The sequence below is a fragment of the Methylobacillus draconifructus genome, from assembly GCF_045984355.1.
GTDB classification, from domain to species: Bacteria; Pseudomonadota; Gammaproteobacteria; order Burkholderiales; family Methylophilaceae; genus Methylobacillus; species Methylobacillus flagellatus_A.
On the sequence record NZ_JBJQII010000001.1, the window covers coordinates 60,852 to 80,021 of the forward strand.

General features: G+C 59.4%; 16 protein-coding genes. 10 read left to right on the forward strand and 6 right to left on the reverse strand.

All coding sequences use genetic code 11. The features are described from left to right. Positions 1-3: 3 nt before the first annotated feature. Positions 4-999, reverse strand: a complete 996-nt coding sequence (locus tag ACJSDX_RS00310; RefSeq protein ID WP_407992991.1) for an aminoglycoside phosphotransferase family protein — start codon at positions 997-999, stop codon at positions 4-6. Between the two features lie 219 nt (positions 1,000-1,218). Between ACJSDX_RS00310 and ACJSDX_RS00315 the strand changes: the two genes are divergently transcribed. From ACJSDX_RS00315 to adk, 5 genes are read left to right on the forward strand one after another with little or no spacing between them, the layout of a single operon-like run. Beyond that, positions 1,219-3,630, forward strand: a complete 2,412-nt coding sequence (locus ACJSDX_RS00315) for an LPS-assembly protein LptD (RefSeq protein ID WP_407992992.1) — start codon at positions 1,219-1,221, stop codon at positions 3,628-3,630. A 7-nt stretch (positions 3,631-3,637) separates the two neighbouring features. Then, a complete protein-coding gene (locus tag ACJSDX_RS00320) occupies positions 3,638-4,951 on the forward strand; it encodes a peptidylprolyl isomerase (RefSeq protein ID WP_407992993.1) in 1,314 nt (437 codons plus the stop codon). A gap of 6 nt (positions 4,952-4,957) precedes the next feature. Continuing rightward, positions 4,958-5,959: a 4-hydroxythreonine-4-phosphate dehydrogenase PdxA gene (gene pdxA / locus ACJSDX_RS00325; protein WP_407993544.1), complete on the forward strand. Its 1,002-nt coding sequence runs from the start codon at positions 4,958-4,960 to the stop codon at positions 5,957-5,959. After that, positions 5,956-6,723 (forward strand): 16S rRNA (adenine(1518)-N(6)/adenine(1519)-N(6))-dimethyltransferase RsmA, encoded by a 768-nt coding sequence (gene rsmA / locus ACJSDX_RS00330; protein WP_407992994.1) that lies wholly within the window; start codon positions 5,956-5,958, stop codon positions 6,721-6,723. The genes pdxA and rsmA overlap by 4 nt, the downstream gene beginning before the upstream one ends. Before the next feature lie 41 nt (positions 6,724-6,764). After that, complete coding sequence (gene adk, locus ACJSDX_RS00335) at positions 6,765-7,421, forward strand: adenylate kinase (protein ID WP_407992995.1); 657 nt, start codon at positions 6,765-6,767, stop codon at positions 7,419-7,421. A gap of 90 nt (positions 7,422-7,511) precedes the next feature. On the opposite strand, the gene ACJSDX_RS00340 is transcribed toward adk, so the two are convergent. Then, positions 7,512-9,224, reverse strand: a complete 1,713-nt coding sequence (locus ACJSDX_RS00340; protein ID WP_407992996.1) for a methyl-accepting chemotaxis protein — start codon at positions 9,222-9,224, stop codon at positions 7,512-7,514. Positions 9,225-9,575: 351 nt separating this feature from the next. Between ACJSDX_RS00340 and leuS the strand changes: the two genes are divergently transcribed. From leuS to nadD, 5 genes are read left to right on the forward strand one after another with little or no spacing between them, the layout of a single operon-like run. Continuing rightward, positions 9,576-12,029 carry a leucine--tRNA ligase gene (gene leuS / locus ACJSDX_RS00345; protein ID WP_407992997.1) on the forward strand — a complete coding sequence of 818 codons (2,454 nt, stop codon included), beginning with the start codon at positions 9,576-9,578 and terminating at the stop codon, positions 12,027-12,029. Positions 12,030-12,032: 3 nt separating this feature from the next. Then, positions 12,033-12,572 carry an LPS-assembly lipoprotein LptE gene (locus ACJSDX_RS00350; protein WP_309566337.1) on the forward strand — a complete coding sequence of 180 codons (540 nt, stop codon included), beginning with the start codon at positions 12,033-12,035 and terminating at the stop codon, positions 12,570-12,572. Further along, positions 12,569-13,585 (forward strand): DNA polymerase III subunit delta, encoded by a 1,017-nt coding sequence (gene holA, locus ACJSDX_RS00355; RefSeq protein WP_407992998.1) that lies wholly within the window; start codon positions 12,569-12,571, stop codon positions 13,583-13,585. Before ACJSDX_RS00350 ends, holA begins: the two co-directional genes overlap by 4 nt. Positions 13,586-13,593: 8 nt before the next feature. Further along, positions 13,594-14,853: a glutamate-5-semialdehyde dehydrogenase gene (locus ACJSDX_RS00360; protein WP_407992999.1), complete on the forward strand. Its 1,260-nt coding sequence runs from the start codon at positions 13,594-13,596 to the stop codon at positions 14,851-14,853. Continuing rightward, on the forward strand, positions 14,853-15,557 hold the full coding sequence (nadD, locus tag ACJSDX_RS00365; protein ID WP_407993000.1) for a nicotinate-nucleotide adenylyltransferase: 705 nt from the start codon (positions 14,853-14,855) through the stop codon (positions 15,555-15,557). The genes ACJSDX_RS00360 and nadD overlap by 1 nt, the downstream gene beginning before the upstream one ends. A gap of 69 nt (positions 15,558-15,626) precedes the next feature. Here nadD and bioD read toward each other — a convergent pair whose 3' ends face one another. The 4 genes from bioD to bioF are packed head-to-tail and all read right to left on the reverse strand — an operon-like array spanning position 15,627 to position 19,169. Next, positions 15,627-16,313: a dethiobiotin synthase gene (gene bioD, locus ACJSDX_RS00370; protein ID WP_407993001.1), complete on the reverse strand. Its 687-nt coding sequence runs from the start codon at positions 16,311-16,313 to the stop codon at positions 15,627-15,629. Next, positions 16,310-17,176 carry a malonyl-ACP O-methyltransferase BioC gene (gene bioC, locus ACJSDX_RS00375; RefSeq protein WP_407993545.1) on the reverse strand — a complete coding sequence of 289 codons (867 nt, stop codon included), beginning with the start codon at positions 17,174-17,176 and terminating at the stop codon, positions 16,310-16,312. The genes bioD and bioC overlap by 4 nt, the downstream gene beginning before the upstream one ends. Then, positions 17,176-17,973 carry a pimeloyl-ACP methyl ester esterase BioH gene (gene bioH / locus ACJSDX_RS00380; protein WP_407993002.1) on the reverse strand — a complete coding sequence of 266 codons (798 nt, stop codon included), beginning with the start codon at positions 17,971-17,973 and terminating at the stop codon, positions 17,176-17,178. The genes bioC and bioH overlap by 1 nt, the downstream gene beginning before the upstream one ends. After that, positions 17,970-19,169, reverse strand: a complete 1,200-nt coding sequence (bioF, locus tag ACJSDX_RS00385) for an 8-amino-7-oxononanoate synthase (protein ID WP_407993003.1) — start codon at positions 19,167-19,169, stop codon at positions 17,970-17,972. The genes bioH and bioF overlap by 4 nt, the downstream gene beginning before the upstream one ends. Between the last annotated feature and the right edge of the window lies 1 nt (position 19,170).

Consider the following 19,170-nt stretch of genomic DNA (forward strand, 5'->3'; position numbering starts at 1 on the left):
CCATCAGAAGGTATAGCCGAATTGGGATTCGCGCTTTTCCAGTTCGTCCAGCAGGCGCAATAAAGGCTTGAGCTCACCATAACGGACACAGACTTGACGCACATAGTTCATGAAGCGCGGCGTATCGGCAAGATACTTGGGCTTTCCGTCGCGATAATTGATACGCGCGAATATCCCCAGCACCTTGAGGTGGCGCTGCAAGCCCATCCACTCGAAATCGCGGTAGAAGTCGCCGAAGTCCGGCCGCACCGGCAAACCGGCCTTGCGCGCCTTTTCCCAATAGCGGATTGCGCCATCCAATACGCGCTCTTCTTCCCAGCTGATGAAGGCGTCCTTGAAAAGCGAGGCCACGTCGTAGCTGATCGGGCCGTATACCGCGTCCTGGAAATCGAGGATGCCCGGCGAAGGGCTGCTGATCATCAGGTTGCGCGGCATATAGTCGCGATGCACGTAAACCGATGGCTGGGCCAGGTTGTAGCGCACGATGGTGCTGAAGGCGTTTTCCAGCGTGCCGCGCTGCGATTCGCTCAATTCGATATTCAGGTGCCGTGCCACATACCAGTCCGGGAACAGGCTCAGCTCGCGCCGCAGCAAGGCTTCATCGTATTCAGGCAGCACGCCCGGCTTGCTGGCCAGTTGCCATGTCACCAGGGCGTCAATCGCATCGCGGAACAAGGCATCCGCATTATCCTCGTTGAGCACATCGAGGAATGTCTGGGTGCCCAAGTCGGTCAACAGCAGGAAGCCGTTCTCCACATCCTGCGCCAGCACCTTGGGCACATTGAGCCCGGCCTGCTCGAACAAGGCCGCCACCTTCACGAACGGCCGGCAATCCTCCTGCGGCGGAGGCGCATCCATGGCAACCAGAGTGTCGCCGTCGGCAAGGTGGACACGGAAATAACGCCGGAAACTGGCGTCGGCAGAGGCCGTAGTCAGGTGATACGGTTTCCCCTGCAGTCCCTGGTTGAGCCATTCATTCAATTGATCAAGGCGCGACACGAACGATTCATCCCAAAAGTAATGCGATCATTATAAAGATCGCGCAAAATGACGCCGGGCATATTTACAATATGCCGGAAAATTTAAACTTCCTTTTAATTCAACCACAAAGCAATGTCGCAAGCGATTTATGGATTGCCTAAAACAGCAAATTATGCGATTTTATCATCCATAAAACAAACACGCGCTTACTTAAAGCCTCGCCACCACTGAATCATTGTGAAAATTCGCCCCATCACTTTTCTTGTCGCGCTTGTTTGCCTGGGACTTGGCCACGCTTATGCCGAAGACAGCCCGGATACAGAAGCCAGCAGCACACCCTCCGATACCCTGCCCGATCCGGACGCCATTATCATTGAAGGCGACAAAGTGGAGGTCTACCTGGACCGCAAGCTCAAATCGATTGGCAATGCCTCATTAGCCACCGGGCAACAGGAAGTGCACGGCGATACCATAGAATACGACGTGCAGAATGAAGAGCTGCATGTGATCGGCAATGTCCGCCTGGAGACCAAGGGAGGGCGCATCAAGGGGCCTGAGTTGCGCATGAATCCGGCAGAAAGCACCGGCGAAATGAAAAGCCCGGCCTTCGAGCTCGATTCGCAGTTCGCCAACATGCCGCAATTCGGCACTTCCGGCAATAGGCGCCAAGATAACGACAACATTACCTACAACTCCAACAACACCACACCTCTGACACAGCAGAACATTGAGGAAAGCGGTTACGCTCCCGGGTTGAGCCGCAAACAAGGCGCATCTCGTGGCGATGCCTCCGGCGTGGTATTCGAGGGCCCCGACCGCAAGCGTCTGAAGGATGCACGCTATACCACCTGCGAAGCAAACGTGGACGACTGGTATATCCGCGCCAAGGAACTGGAACTTGACGACTACACGAAAACCGGCACGGCGCGCAATGCGCGCGTGGAATTCCAGGGCGTACCTATCCTGTGGACGCCCTGGATCAATTTTTCCTTCCTGAACCAGCGGAAATCCGGCTTTCTGGCTCCCACCTGGGGCACCACCAGCCGTAGCGGTTTCGAATTCCTGGTGCCGTTCTACTGGAATATTGCGCCCGACATGGACGCCACGATAGGCACCCGCTTCCTCAGTAAGCGCGGCATGCAATACCAGGGCGAGTTCCGCTACCTGAACGAGAACTACCAGGGCACAGCCAATATCGAGTATTTACCCAGCGACACCAGTACCGGCGAAAACCGCTACTATGCCAAGTTCGCCCACCTGCACAACTTCCACAATGGCTGGACGGCGGCCTACAACCTGGAAAAAGTATCGGATGACAAATACTTCTCCGAAATGTCCACCCGCATCGTCACCACCAGCCGGGTGAACCTGCCGCAACAGGCTTACGTGAATTATGCCGATGAAAACTGGACCTTCAACGCCTTGGTGCAGAAGTACCAGACATTGGACGGGCTCAACTATCCGCTGCAACGCCTGCCGCAACTCACGCTGACGGGCGACAACGAATGGGGGCCATTCGATGTCAAGCTGTTCACGCAATGGGCGAATTTTGACCGTGACAATGATGCCATCAGCACACGGGCCACATTGAGCGGCGGTGCATTGGACACGCTAGTGACAGGTAAACGCCTAGTGGCCTATCCCAGCATCAGCCTGCCCATGGCGCGTCCCTACGGATATATCACCCCCAAGCTGGGGCTGCATTACACCCAGTACCAAGTGGACAATGGCGATTTCAAGCTCTACGACAGCAACGGCAATCTCACTATGGATAGTGCGTATCAATCGCAAAGCCGCACTTTGCCGATATTCAGCATAGACAGCGGCCTCTACTTCGACCGCGACGTACGTATTGTCAAGAACCGCTACACGCAGACCCTGGAACCGCGCCTGTACTATGTCTACGTGCCGTATCGCGACCAGTCGCTGATACCCGTTTATGATTCCAGCATCTCGGACTTGAACATGGGCTCCTTGTTCCTAGAGAACCAGTTCACCGGCCAGGATCGCATCAACAACGCCAACCAGCTGACCCTGGCATTCACCAGCCGCATGATCAGCAAGAAGACCGGCGAACAGCGCTTGGCCGTGACGGTAGGCCAACGTTATTACTTTGCCGACGAAAAAGTCTATCTGCCCGGCGTCAACCCGCGCTCCGGCGACACTTCCGACATCATCGGCGAGATTACCGCCCGCCTGCTCAACAACTGGAATATCGACATCTTCGGCCAGTACAACACGGACCGCAGCGTTTACGTGCGCAACAACATCAGCGCGCGCTACAACCCGGAACCCGGCAAGACGCTCAATATCGGCTACCGCTATACCGAAGACCGTCTCGAGCAGATCAACCTTTCCGGCCAGTGGCCGCTGGGCAAGGGCTGGTACGGCCTAGGGCGCTGGAACTATTCCTTGCGCGAGAACCAGCCGATCGAAGGCATTGCCGGCCTGGAATACGACGCCGGCTGTTGGCAGGCCAGGACCGTCATGCAGCGCGTGTCCACCGCGACGGCAGATGCCAACTATGCACTTTATTTCCAGCTCGAGCTGGGCGGCCTGGCGTCCATCGGCCAGAACCCGCTCAAACTTCTTAACCGCGCCATTCCCGGCTATACTAGCTCCAGCCTGATCCCGGACTCCTACCAGTAACTATCTTATGCACAATCACGTTTTCAAGACTATCGCCAGGCATGGCCTGATCGCTCTATTTTTTCTCTTCAGCATCCCCGTCATGGCGGCAGAGATCGCCAAGATGGACCGCATTGTCGCCATCGTCGACCAAGGCGTGATCACGGAAAAGGAACTGGCCGACCGTATCCAGACCGTCACCGCGCAACTGGAAAAACAAGGCACTCAGCTTCCCCCGCGGGAAGTGTTGCAAAAACAGATCCTGGAGCGCCTCATTAATGACAGGCTGCAACTGCAATATGCAGCGCAGACCGGTTTGCGCGTGGACGATGCGCAACTCGACAAGACCATAGAGCGCATTGCGGAACAGAACAAGCTCAGCACCGGTGAGTTCCGCAAGGCGCTGGAGTCCGAAGGCATTCCCTACCGCAAATTCAGGGAAGATATCCGCAACGAAATCATCCTCGCCCGCCTGCGTGAGCGCGAAGTCGACAACCGCGTAAACGTCACGGAGTCGGAAATCGACAACTTCCTGACCACCCAATCCTCGCGCACCGATATACAGGACGAGTTCGAGGTTGCTCATATCCTGGTCCGCGCACCCGAGGAAGGCACGCCCGAAGAATTGCAGAAACTCAAGGCCAAGGCCGAAACCGCCTTGAAGGAGCTGCAGGACGGCGCGGACTTTGGCCAGGTGTCCGCAGGATACTCCGACGCGCCCAATGCGCTGGAAGGCGGGATGCTTGGCTGGAAGACCTCGTCCCAGCTGCCTTCATTGTTCGCAGACGCTTTGCAAGCCCTGCAGCCTGGCCAGCTGTCTCCTGTGCTGCGCAGCCCCAATGGCTACCACATCCTCAAGCTGCTCAACCGCCGAGGCGGCAGTTCCCCGCTCGTGGTGGACCAGACCCATGTGCGCCATATCCTCATCAAACTCAGCGAAGTGGTGTCAGAGCTGGAGGCGGAGCAGAAAATCAACTCCATCAAGGAGCGCCTGGATCATGGCGCCGACTTTGCCGAACTGGCGCGCCAGTATTCGGAAGACGCTTCCGCCAACAATGGTGGCGACCTTGGCTGGACCAACCCGGGCGACACCGTTCCTCCGTTCGAGCAAGCCATGAACGCACTGGAAATCAACCAGATCAGCGCCCCGGTGCGCACCCCGTTCGGCTGGCACATCCTGCAAGTGCTCGAGCGGCGCAAACAGGATATGACGCAGGAATCCGCACGGCTCAAGGCGCGACAGGAAATCCGCGCCCGCAAGGCCGACGACGCTTTCCAGGACTGGCTCGGCGAATTGCGCGACCGTGCCTATGTGGAATACCGCCTGGAAGACAAATACTAGGCTGGAATCTTGGAGACACTGCCCCGCATTGCCGTCACCGCTGGCGAGCCCGCCGGGATCGGGATTGACTTGTGCGTCATGCTGGCAGCCCGACCCCTGCCGTGCCGCCTTGCCGTGATTGCCGACCGCGACGTGCTGGCATCGCGTGCCGGCGCATTGAATCTGCCGCTGCACCTGCATACCTATGACCCGGCCCATTGGGCGCCGCATCACGGACAATCCCAACTCACCGTATTGCACCAGTCCTGTACAACGCCCGTTGCAGCCGGGCGGCTCGATCCAAGCAATGGCGCCTATGTCCTGCATACGCTGGAACGCGCGATTGACGGTTGCATGCAAGGCGAATTCGACGCCATGGTCACCGCCCCCGTGCACAAGGGCGTCATCAATGATGCGGGCATTGCCTTTACCGGCCATACGGAGTTCCTGGCCGAGCGCACTCATACGCCGCAAGTCGTCATGATGCTGGTCGGCGGCGGACTGCGCGTTGCGCTGGCTACCACGCACCTGCCGCTGGCCGAAGTCAGCCGGGCCATTACGCAAGAAAGCCTGGAAACCACGATCCGCATCCTGCATCATGACCTGGTTCGCAAATTCGGCATCGCAAACCCGCGCATCCTGGTCACAGGCCTGAATCCCCATGCGGGAGAAGGCGGCCACTTGGGGACGGAGGAAATCACCACCATCGGCCCGGTGCTGGAAAAGCTGCGGCAGGAGGGCATGCAATTGAAAGGCCCCTTGCCTGCCGATACTTTATTCACCCAACACAATCTGGCGCAAGGCGACTGCGTGCTCGCGATGTACCACGACCAAGGCCTGCCCGTGCTCAAGCATGCCAGCTTCGGCGCAGGCGTCAATGTCACGCTGGGGTTGCCGATGATCCGCACCTCGGTCGACCATGGCACGGCGCTAGACCTCGCAGGCAAGGGCAATATCGAGATCGGCAGCTTGCTCAGCGCCATCCAACTCGCCATCACATTGGCTGAAAACCGTACACAACCACTATGAAGCACGTCGCAAAAAAACGCTTCGGCCAGAATTTCCTCACCGACCGCGCCATTATCAACAGCCTGATCGAAGCCATTTCCCCGCAGGCGGGAGACTGCATGGTGGAGATCGGCCCGGGCCTGGGCGCCATGACGCAGCCATTGCTGCAACGCCTGCCGCACCTGCACGTGGTGGAAATCGACCGCGACATCATCGAGTGGATGCAAGGCCATTACCCGCAGGGCAAGCTCACTATCCATGCCAGCGACGCGCTCAAGTTCGACTTCGGCAGCATCAATGACCGGCTTCGTGTCGTAGGCAACCTGCCCTACAACATTTCCACCCCAATCCTGTTCCACCTGCTCGACAATGTGCCGCACATCATCGACATGCATTTCATGTTGCAGAAAGAGGTCGTGGAGCGTATGGTGGCGGCCCCTTCCAGCGCAGCATATGGCCGGCTTTCTGTGATGCTGCAGTACCGGCTACAGATGGAATACCTGCTCACCGTGCCGCCCGAGGCTTTCGACCCGGCGCCCAAGGTGGAATCCGCATTCGTACGCGCGACGCCCTATGCCGCCCTGCCTTACCCGGCCAGGGACGAAGCCCTGTTTGCCAAGGTCGTGACTGCGGCATTTTCCCAGCGCCGCAAAACGTTGCGCAACACGCTCAAGGGCCTGCTCGACGATGCCGGTTTTGCAGCGCTCGGGATTGATCCGCAATTGCGGGCGGAAAATATTTCACCGGCCGAATTCGTTGCCATCGCCAACCATCTGGCGGCATGAAAGACGGCTGATATAATGCCGGATTGAAAAGAGGAGACCACATGAGAGTCATACTATTAGGCGCACCTGGTGCGGGCAAGGGCACCCAGGCCACCTTCATCAAGGAAGCATTCGACATCCCGCAAATCTCCACCGGCGACATGCTGCGCGCCGCGGTGAAGGCGGGCACCCAGCTTGGCCTGGAAGCCAAGCGTTATATGGATTCCGGCGGCCTGGTTCCTGATGACGTCATCATCGGCCTCGTCAAGGAGCGCATCAAGGATGCCGACTGCCAGCAAGGCTTCCTGTTCGACGGTTTCCCCCGCACCATTCCCCAGGCCGAGGCCATGAAGCAGGCTGGGGTCGACATCGACTACGTGGTTGAAATTGACGTGCCCGATGAAGAAATCATCAAGCGCATGAGTGGGCGCCGAACCCACCTGCCATCGGGCCGGACCTATCATGTGGTCTTCAATCCGCCCAAGGTGTCCGGCAAGGATGACGTCACGGGCGAAGACCTGGTGCAACGCGACGACGACAAGGAGGAAACCGTCGCCAAGCGCCTGGAGGTTTACCACAGCCAGACTAAGCCCCTGGTGGACTACTATTCCAGCTGGGCCGCGGACGGCACGGCCAATGCCCCGAAATATGTGCGCATTTCAGGCTTGGGCGAGGTCGGCAAAATTCGTGAACAAGTCCTGCAGGCACTGGGTAAGTAACCAAACCAGGCAACCGCTTCTGATATCCTGGTTGCAGCGATAAAAAAAGCCGAACATTTATTGTTCGGCTTTTTTTATCGTTTGCGCCTGCTAGAATTCCGCCCACTCATCTGCAATACCTGCCGCCGCAGGCATCACAGGGATCAATGCCTTGGCTCTCGCAACAGGCTTGGGAGCCGTCGCTACCCTGGCTTGGGCTGCAGCCACTGGCTTGGGCTTGCTGGCACTACGCGCAGCTACCGCCCTGGCTTGCACGCCGCTCACCTTGAATACGCCAACAACTTCGGCAAGACTCGCTGCCTGGTCCTGCAATGACTGCGAAGCCGCCGCCGCCTCCTCGACCAGGGCCGCATTCTGCTGGGTGACTTCATCCATCTGGCCGATAGCCTGGTTCACCTGCTCAATCCCCGTGCTCTGCTCATGGCTGGCCGCGCTGATCTCACTGACGATATCAGTCACGCGCTGCACGCTCTGCACCACGTCCCTCATCGTCGCGCCCGCCTGCTCCACCAGCCGGCTGCCGGCATCGACGCTTTCCACCGAGTCGGTAATCAACTCTTTGATCTCCTTGGCCGCATTGGCCGAGCGTTGTGCCAGGCTGCGCACTTCGCTCGCCACCACGGCGAACCCCCGTCCCTGCTCACCTGCACGCGCTGCCTCCACCGCTGCATTCAAGGCCAGGATGTTGGTCTGGAAAGCAATGCCATCGATCACGCCGATGATGTCCGCAATACGCTTGGAAGATTCGCTGATGGACTGCATGGTCGCAATCACCTGTGCTACGACATCGCCACCCTGCACGGCAACCCCCGAGGCAGAAGCCGCCAATTGGTTGGCCTGCCGTGCATTGTCCGCATTCTGCTTCACGGTGGAGGTCAACTCCTCCATGGCGGAGGCAGTCTCCTCCAATGAACTCGCCTGCTCCTCGGTACGTGATGACAAATCCAGGTTGCCCGATGCGATTTGCGAGGAAGCGGTTGCAATCGTCTCCGTTCCGCCCCGCACTTCGCCGACAATCTTGGCCAGGTTGTCGTTCATGGATTTAAGCGCATTCAACAGCTGCCCTATTTCATCCTTTGAATCGACGACTAGCGTGCTGGTCAAGTCTCCTGCCGCCACCGTTTCAGCCAGTTGCACAGCCTTGGCAAGCGGCTGGGTAATACCAAGCGATAGCCTCCAGGCAAAAAAGGCCCCCAGCACCACGGCAATCACGCCGATTACCAGCAATAATATGCTGCTGGAGTTTTTCACCTGCTGGATATCTGTACCGGCCTCATCGATTACCTGCCGCTCGAACTGAAGCAAATCGTTCATGCTGTCAAAATAAGCCCTGCGCGCCGGCAAGAACAGCTCCTGCACCTCCTTATCAATAAGCGATGCCTCGGCCCCCTCCTTCCTCAACTGCAGCAACCGATCCCGAATCGCTCCATAGGCAGCGGCCTTATCCTTGGCATCGACGAACCTGGCCTTGCCTTCAGGCTTGGCCAGCAACGCTTCAAGCTGCTGCCTTAAACCATCATTGGCCTCGGCAACTTCAGCGATCTGCTTCGAATACATTTCATACATTGCCGAATCCGGGGTTTTGATCGCAGCCAGTGTTCGCAATCCGTTCTGGGTGGCATTCGCAACCCACTCAGCCGTGAGCCTTTCCTTCTTGAGTTCTGTCTCCACCACCCGCTTGGCAGTCTCCCCAACACTTCCAAGCTGGGCCAGGCCAAAGGCCACCATGATCACCATCAACAGCAAGATCGCGGCAAACCCGGCGCCCAGGCGTGTCCCGATCCTGAGATCTGAAAACTTCATATTACCGCCCCCTTCATTCATTCTTCATGCGCAACCTGCTGAACGACTGTTCCGCATACTCTCTATACCCTTTACAAGGATTGATACACCTTCCTACGGCTCGGAAGGTGTAATTCTTTAAAGCATTGCCTTGACCAAGTCGTTAACTGCCTCAATAAACAAGGAATAATAAAATTCCCAATTGATACCTGATTCACTTACCGGCATTGAAAGACAACGTCCACCATGCGTATCGGCACAAGAAGCCATCCATGCGAGAAACAGCATCATTGAATGCCTAACTTCAGGAAAAGGACGCGGCTTCAGGTATAATTTTGCTTTCCGAATTCTTAATCCAGACGCCCAGCCATCATGCAGCAGCAGTATCCATTCCGTGACATCGAGCAACAAGCACAACAGTATTGGGAATCCAACGCCACATTCACCGCCACCGAACAATCGGACAAGCCAAAGTATTACTGCCTGTCCATGTTCCCCTACCCGTCCGGCAAGCTGCATATGGGGCACGTGCGCAACTACACCATCGGCGATGTGCTGAGCCGTTTCCACCGCATGCGCGGCTACAACGTCATGCAGCCGATGGGCTGGGACGCTTTCGGCCTGCCCGCCGAGAATGCCGCGATCAAGAACAACGTCGCGCCCGCGGGCTGGACCTACAGCAACATCGAACACATGAAGGGCCAGCTCAAGAGCCTGGGCCTGGCCGTGGACTGGCAACGCGAAATCGCCACCTGCAAGCCGGACTATTACCGTTGGGAACAGTGGCTGTTCACCGAGCTCTACAAAAAGGGCCTGATCTATAAAAAGACCGCCACCGTCAACTGGGATCCTGTCGACCAGACCGTGCTTGCCAACGAGCAAGTGATCGACGGGCGCGGCTGGCGCTCCGGCGCGCTGGTCGAGAAGCGCGACATCCCGCAATACTTCATGAAGATCACCGCCTATGCGGAAGAGCTGCTGGCCGACCTCGACCAGCTAGAAGGCTGGCCCGAGCAGGTCAAGACCATGCAGCGCAACTGGATCGGCAAGAGCTACGGCTGCGAAGTGGAATTTCCGCTAGCCAACGGCAACGACACGCTCAAGGTCTATACCACCCGCCCGGATACGCTCATGGGCGCTACTTATGTAGCGATTGCCGCCGAGCATGCGCTGGCAACAGCAGCGGCCATGGACAACCCGGCCCTGCAAGCCTTCATCGACGAATGCAAACGCGGCAGCGTCGCGGAAGCCGACCTTGCCACCGCCGAGAAAAAAGGCATGGATTCGGGCTTGTTCGTGCAGCACCCCATCACTGGCGAGAAATTGCCGGTCTGGATCGCCAACTACGTATTGATCAGCTACGGCGAAGGCGCCGTCATGGCAGTGCCTGCGCACGACGAACGCGATTTCGAGTTCGCCGGCAAGTACAAGCTGCCGATCAAGGCCGTCATCAAGCCTGCGCACGGCGAACTGGAATTGCCCTTGCAGGCTGCCTATACCGAGCATGGCATCCTGTTCGACTCGGGCGATTTCAACGGGCTGGATTTCAACCAGGCCAGCGACGCGATCGCCACGGCATTGGCCGCCAAGGATCTGGGCAAGAAGCGCACGCAATACCGCCTGCGCGACTGGGGCATCTCGCGCCAGCGCTACTGGGGCTGCCCCATCCCCATCGTGCATTGCCCGAGTTGCGGCGAAGTGCCGGTGCCTGCCGAGCAATTGCCCGTCGTGCTGCCGGAAGACGTAGTCATGGACGGCGTGGGCTCGCCGATCAAGAAAGACCCGGCCTTTTACGAAACCACCTGCCCAAGCTGCGGCGAAAAGGCCACGCGCGAGACCGACACTATGGACACCTTCGTCGAGTCGTCCTGGTATTTCGCGCGCTACGCCAGTTTCGATGCCAACGACAGCATGGTGGACGAACGCGCCAACTATTGGCTGCCGGTAGACCAATACATCGGCGGCATCGAGCACGCCATCCTGCATCTGCTGTATGCGCGCTTCTTCAACAAGCTCATGCGCGATGTCGGCTTGATCCGGCATGACGAACCTTTCACCAAGCTGCTCACCCAGGGCATGGTGTTGAAGGACGGCAGCAAGATGTCCAAGTCCAAGGGCAATACGGTCGATCCGCAGGAGCTCATCGATAACTATGGCGCGGACACCGCCCGCCTATTCATGATGTTCGCGGCACCGCCCGAGCAAAGCCTGGAATGGTCCGACGCCGGCGTGGAAGGCGCGCACCGCTTCCTCAAGCGCGTGTGGACTGCCGTGGCCAACCATGTCGAATCCGGCATCGTGGCAGCATTTACCACTGGCGAGCTCTCGGCCGATCTCAAGGCGTTCCGCCGCCAATTGCACCAGACCATCGACAAGGTCAGCGACGACTACGGCCGCCGCCATGCGTTCAATACCGCGATTGCCGCGGTGATGGAACTCATGAACGCCTATGCGAAGCTCGAAGGCAGTGACGCCACGACGCGCGCGATCCGCCAGGAAGCGCTGGAAAACGTCGTGCTGCTGCTCTCGCCCATCGTCCCGCACATCAGCCATGCGCTCTGGCAGGAACTGCGTCCGGGCACCCAGCTCATTGAGACCCGCTGGCCGGTTGCCAACAAGGCCGCCATGGTGCAGGATGAGATCGAGCTGATGCTGCAGGTCAACGGCAAGCTGCGCGGCAGCATGACCGTCGCCCGCACGCTGGACAAAGCCGCGATCGAGGCCCTGGCCGTGCAGCAGGAAAGCATCCAGAAATACCTGGCCGAGGGCAGCGTGCGCAAGATCATCGTCGTGCCCAACAAACTCGTCAACATCGTCGTAGGATAAACCATGTATATGCGCGCCGTCCGCTGGATTCTGCTTGCCATGCTACTGGCCCTCACGGCCTGCGGCTTCAAGATGCGCGGCGTGGCGGACCTCAAGTTCCATTCATTGTTCATCCAGGGCCCGACCATCTCCATATCCAAGCCGTTCAAGCGCTCGCTGGCGGTGAACGGGGTCAAGATCGTCAGTTCGGCAGACCAGGCCGACCTGTTGCTTGAAATCATGAGCGAAGCACAGGAACAACGCATCCTGTCCTTGAGCGGCCGCGGCCTGGTGCGTGAATTCGAACTGTTCTATACCGTGAATTTCCGCGTGCGTGACCCATCCAGCGAGACATGGGGCGAGGTGCAAACGATCCAGGGAAGACGTGAAATCACATACGATGACTCACAATTGCTGGCGAAGCAACTCGAACAGGAGCGCCTCTACAACGATATGAAGGACGACGCCGTGCGTGAACTGCTGCGCCGCCTCATGGTGGTCAGGCCAGCCAAGGACAAACCGCGCGCGCCCGACTTACGCTCCCTGGACGAAACCGTGGAATGAGGCTCAAGCCGCAGGAGCTAGAGCGGCATCTGGCCCAGGGCCTGGCGCCGCTTTATGTCCTCATGGGCGATGAGCCGCTCGCCCAGCGTGAAAGCCTGGATGCCATCCGCGCGGCAGCACGTGCCGCAGGCCACGATGAACGCACCCGGCTCACCGTGGAGCGCAATTTCAATTGGCAGCAGGTTGCGGCTTTCGGCCAATCCATCTCTCTGTTCGCCAGCCGCCGCATCCTCGAGATTGCGATTCCCTCGGGCAAACCAGGCGTAGACGGCGGCAAGGCCCTGCTTGCGCTGGCGGAACAAGCCATTCCAGATACCGTGACCATCGTCATCCTGCCCAAGCTGGAGCGCGACGCCAAGAACAGCGCCTGGTTTGCCGCATTGGAAAACCACGGCGTCTCGCTCGTCTTGCATGAAGTCGCCCCATCGGCGCTACCGCAATGGATCGCCGCCCGCCTTGCCAGGCAAGGCCAGAATACCGACCAGGAAACACTGGAGTTCCTCGCCCACCAGGTGGAAGGCAACCTGCTCGCCGCACACCAGGAAATCCAGAAACTCGGGCTGCTGTACCCTGAGGGCACGCTGGATGGCGGCAGCGTGCGGGAAGCGGTATTGAACGTTTCGCGCTATGATGCTTTCCAACTGGGCGATGCCGTGCTGGGCGGCGATAGCGAGCATGCGGTGCGCATACTGCACGGCCTGCGCGAGGAAGGCGCACAACCGGTTGCCATCATGAGCGCCCTGGCCTGGGTGTTGCGCGGGCTGGTCAAAGTAAAATATGCTGAAAGCCGCGGCGGCAATCTCAACAGCGCCATGCAGCAAGCCCGGATTTACGGCGACCGGCAAAACCTGGTAAAACGGGCGCTTTCCCGGATGAGCATGCGCCAGCTCGAGGCGGCGCTGCAGAAACTGGCTGAAATCGACAAGGCCGCCAAAGGCCTGTTGAACCAGGACCCATGGCTGGAAATCTCGCGCCTGTGCTTTGGCCTGGCGCGCATAGGCAGCAGGAAGTAGAGGCAGGAATGGAAGATATCAAACACTACATGCAACAACTCGGTAGTGAAGCGCGTGCCGCTTCACGCGCGATGGCGCGTGCCGACACCGAAACCAAGAACAAGGCCTTGCGCGCCATCGCCATCGCCATCCGCCGCGAGCGCGACACATTGCTGGCCGCCAACGCAGCCGACCTGGAAGCCGCGCGCCGCAACGGCCTGGAACCTGCCATGCTGGACCGCCTCGTGCTCAGCGAAAAAGGCATCGCCACCATGACGGAAGGTTTGGAGCAGATCGCCAGCCTGCCCGACCCCATCGGCGAAATGTCGGATTTCAAATACCGCCCATCCGGCATTCAGATCGGCAAGATGCGCGTGCCTTTAGGCGTGATCGGCATCATCTACGAAGCCCGCCCCAATGTCACCGTCGATGCCGCCGGCCTCTGCATCAAGTCAGGCAATGCCGCCATCCTGCGCGGCGGCTCCGAAGCCATTCACTGCAACCGCGCCCTGGCCGCCATCGTGCACGAAGGCTTGGCCGCCGCAGGCCTGCCAGCCAGCGCCGTGCAAGTGGTGGCGACAACCGACCGTGCCGCCGTCGGCGAACTGATCACCATGAAAGACTATGTCGACGTCATCGTGCCGCGCGGCGGCAAGGGCCTGATCGAGCGCATTTCCAACGAAGCGCGCATCCCCGTCATCAAGCACCTCGACGGCAATTGCCATGTCTACGTAGACGAAAGCGCCGACCTCGACAAGGCATTGCGCATCCTGGAGAACTCAAAGACCCAGCGCCTAGGCACCTGCAATACCGCGGAATCGCTATTGGTAGCACGCAGCATTGCGCGGGAAGCGTTGCCGCCGCTGGCTGCAATGCTGATCAGCAAGGGCGTGGAAATCCGCGGCTGCAACGAAACCCGCGCGCTGGTGCCGCAGGCCAAGCCAGCCACGGACGAGGACTACTACACGGAATACCTCGCCGCGATCATCTCGGTGAAAGTGGTTGCGGATGTGGAGGAGGCCATCGCCCATATCAACCAATACTCCTCCCAACATACCGAGGCCATCGTCACCGAGAACTATACCCGTGCGCGCCAATTCCTGCGCGAAGTGGATTCCAGCAGCGTCATCGTCAACGCGTCCACCCGCTTTGCCGACGGCTTTGAATACGGCCTGGGCGCCGAGATCGGCATTTCCACCGACAAGCTGCACGCCCGCGGCCCGGTCGGCCTCGAGGGCCTGACCAGCCTCAAGTACATCGTGCTGGGCGATGGAGAAGTCAGGGCCTGATGCCCTCGCACCTGCACTTCACCAACATGACGCTGGGCGCCAAATCCCCAGCCCAGCCTGTACCGCTTATCGGCATCATGGGCGGCACCTTCGACCCCATCCACTTCGGCCACCTGCGCATGGCGCAGGAACTGGCCGAGGCCCTGGATTTGGCGGAAGTCCGCTTCATTCCCTCAGCCACCCCGCCGCACCGCGATCAACCCATGACCTCGGCCAAGCAACGCGCGGAAATGGTTGCCCTCGCGATTGCCGACAACCCCTTATTCAGGCTGGACACGCGCGAACTGGAACGGGAAGGCTACTCCTACACCATAGACACCCTGCGATCCCTGCATGAAGAACTGCAAGGCAAGGCAAGGCTCTGCCTGCTCATGGGCATGGATGCGTTTACAGGAATCACCAGTTGGCACCGTTGGCAAGAGTTGCTGCAGTTTGCGCACGTCATCGTGGCAACGCGGCCTGGCGCAGTATTGCCTTCAGGCAACTCGGTATTGGACGCATTTTTCGAGACGCATGTGCTATCGGGCGCACGACAATTGCCTATTCAAGCGGAGCATGGGATATGGATGCAGGAAATCACCGCATTGGATATTTCAGCGACTAAGATTCGAGAACGCCTTGCACACGGCGGAACACCGCGCTATTTATTACCGGACGGGGTATTGGAGCTTATTTGCCAGCATTCTTTATACAGACCGGCATAGGACATCCACAACACAATCAAGCTGCTTATCGTCCATCGCGACCAGCGCGTATTGAAATCAACACCCTCATTACAACAATGCCCTGACAATATCAGTGCCCCCAGGCATATCGGTTTGCTCCTGCCATGACACCAATCCCAGACATGTTGCTGGCATTCTTTGCTTCAACGTCTGTAGATTTTCCTCTAGCATCGCCATCCTTGGATCTGCCTGATTCGCTACCCAGCCAGCCAACGCCAGACCGCGTTGCCTGATCGCCTCGGCGGTCAGCAATGCATGATTGATGCATCCCAGCCGCATGCCGACTACGAGAATCACGGGCAGGCCAAGCTTGGCAGCCAGGTCTGCAATATCGTGCTGGTCATCCAACGGCACATAGAAACCGCCCGCTCCCTCGACGATCACGACATCCGCCTGGGACTGCAAGCGCTCGAACGCGGCCAAGATATGATCCAGGTCGATCTGCACGCCTGCCTGTTTGGCCGCGATATGCGGCGCAATGGCGGGCTCGAAGGCATAAGGGTTGATGTCGGACAATGATAGCTCGACATTGCTGGCGGCCAATAGCTGCGTGACGTCTTCGGAAATCAATTGCTCATTCTGGCGTTCGCAGCCGGAAGCGACCGGTTTCATGCCTACGCTGCGCAGGCCACGCGCTGCAAACTGGCGCACCAGCATGCTGCTGACCATGGTCTTGCCGACGCCGGTATCGGTGCCGGTGACGAAGTAGGCTTGTTTACGGTGTGCGGCGCTCAACGCGGTTTCCTCGGATGCAGGGTCACGGTGGCGACGCCGGGCTGTTTGGGCTGGGGTTTCCAGGCGTGGCCGTAGACCACTTCATAGGTCGCGGGCAGTTTGCCTTCATGGCGGAATTGTTCGTACGCTTCCGTCAAGCGGTTGAGGAAGCCGCGTCCCAGCAAACCGCGGGCGCGGCCTGCCGCGGCATTGTGCGCCCCGATGGCCTTGAGGTCGCGCATGACGGATAGCACGTCGTCATAGGTGAGAACGAAACGCTCCACGTCGAGCACGGGGTCGGAAAACCCGGCGCGCACCAGGGCGTCGCCGATATCGTGCATGTCGATGAAGCGGCTGACATGGACATGGTCGCCCCCTGACGCTGCGCGCAGTTCCTTCAAGGTATCCGGCCCGAAGGTGCTGAACATGAGCAGGCCTTCGGGGCGCAACACGCGCGCCATGCAGGTGAAAGCGCTATCGAGGTCGTTGCACCACTGGATCGCCACATTGGACCAGATCAGGTCCAGGCTGGCGTCCTTAAGCGGGAGCTGTTCGATATCGGCGCACAGCGCACTAGGACGTTTTTGCCCTAATAGGCGCTTGGTCCAGGGATAATGCGCCAGGGTCTGCTGCAACATGCCCATGGCGATATCCAGCGAGATCACTTGGCTGTCGCGATACCGCTTGCCCAATGCCACGCTGGCGTGACCGGTGCCGCAGCCCGCATCCAGGATGACGCGGGGCGTGATTTTCACCAGCTCAAGGCGTTGCAACATGCGCTCGCGCACTTCGCGCTGCAGGATCGCGGCAGCGTCATAGCTGCCTGCCGCGCGGTCGAACGACGCACGCATCCTGGCTTTGTCTATCAGGTATTCGTCACGCATCACACAGGCTCTGCATGGGATTGGAGAAAGCCACGCACGCTGTCGATGAATTGCGCCGTATGCGAGAGGAAAGGCGCATGGCTTGCACCGGCGATCACCCGCATGCTGGCATGCGGCAAATGCAGGGCCAGCCAATGGGCGGCCTGCACTGGAGCGAGGCTGTCGCGGTCGCCATGGACCAGCAGCACAGATTGCTGCAAGGCGGCTAGCTCGGGACGAAGGTCGTTCTGCAACAGCACGTCAAGCGCGGCTTCGAGCGCCAGCGGCGATGGCACAGGGCGCTCGGCCAGCGCCCGGCGCAACTCCTTGATGGTGGCACGCGCGTCGCTGGCCCCCATGCATTGCAAAGTCAGGAACTTGATCAGGGTGGCGGCATAATCCTCGTTTACTTGTTGTGCGAACCTCTGGAACACGGTGGCTGCCATACCGTATTCCCAGGGCTGGGAATGCCCCGGCCCGGTATTGATGAAGCGCGGCGTGCTCCCCACCAGCACCAGGCGCTGCACCCGCTCCGGGTGGGCCAAGGCCAGCCGCATGGCTACCAGGCCGCCCAATGACCAGCCGGCGATATCGGCACGAACAGGCAGGACAGGCAGCAGCGACGCCACCATTTCATCGAGATTGCTGGCGATCACGCCCTGGCTCAAGCCCATGCCGGGCAAGTCCACGATATGCAGCTCAAACGACTGGGAGAGCTTTTTCACCAAAGGCTGCCAGACGCCGCCATGCATCCCCCAGCCGTGAATCAGGACCAAGGGCTGGCCCTTGCCGGTGATGTCGACATGAATACCGCTCATGCAGCCTCCAATGTATGCAATGCTGCCAGCAGCAGCCGGACATCCTCATGCGTATGTGCGGCGGATAGCGATATCCGCAATCTGGCCGTGCCTTTTGGCACGGTCGGAGGACGGATGGCCGGCACCAGGATGCCCGATTCAAGCAAGCGCTTGCTTACCTGCAATACCTCTTCGTTGCTACCGATGACCACGGGCTGTATCGCAGTTTCGGATGCCATCAGCTGCCAGCGCTGCAATCGGCATGACGTTCTGAAATCCGCGATCAAGGCATGCAGATGGGCGCGGCGCGTATGGTCTTGCTCGATCAATTGCACGCCGGTCATTGCGGCAGCCGCCACTGGCGCCGGGCTCGCCGTGGTGTAGATATAAGGACGGGCTGTTTGCATCAGGTAATCAGTGAGGATTTTCGGGCCTGCCACGAATGCGCCTGCCGCCCCTGCGGCCTTGCCCAGGGTTGCCATATAAATGATGCGGGGCGAATCCAGCGCAAAATGCTCCAGCACGCCGCGGCCATTCGCGCCCAGCACGCCAAAGCCATGAGCGTCGTCCAGCATCAGGTAGGCATCATAGCGCTCGCATAGGGCGAGCAATTCCGGGACAGGCGCCAGGTCGCCATCCATGCTGAATACCGCATCGGCCACCACCAGCTTGCGCCTGGCCTGGCTTTGCGCCAGCAAGCGCTCGAGGTTTGCCAGGTCATTGTGAGCGTAGCGCTTGAGTTCGGCCCGCGAGAGCAAGGCGGCATCATTGAGCGAGGCATGATTGAGCTTGTCGGCAAAGATGGCGTCCTCGCGTCCGCACAGCGATGTGATGATACCCAGGTTCGCCATATAGCCGGTGGTGAACAGCAGGACGCCGGGCAATCCCATGAAACCCTGCAATGCATGCTCAAGCGCTTCATGCGCCTGTTGGTGCCCGGTGACGAGATGGGATGCGCCGGTGCCAGCACCGGCCGTGGCGGCGCAATCGCGCATCGCGGAGATCAGAGACGGATGGGCAGCCAAACCCAGGTAATCGTTGCTGCAGAACGAGAGCAAACGCTTACCGTCAACCTCGACATGCACGCCCTGCATGCCTTGAAGCACGCGACGCTGGCGCAGCAAACCCAGGTCCGCACGTTCGGCGAGCTCGGTTTGCAATGCGTCCAGCAATGGGGTGGCTGCTTCTGCCGGGTGGGATTCCAGCATGGAAGGCATC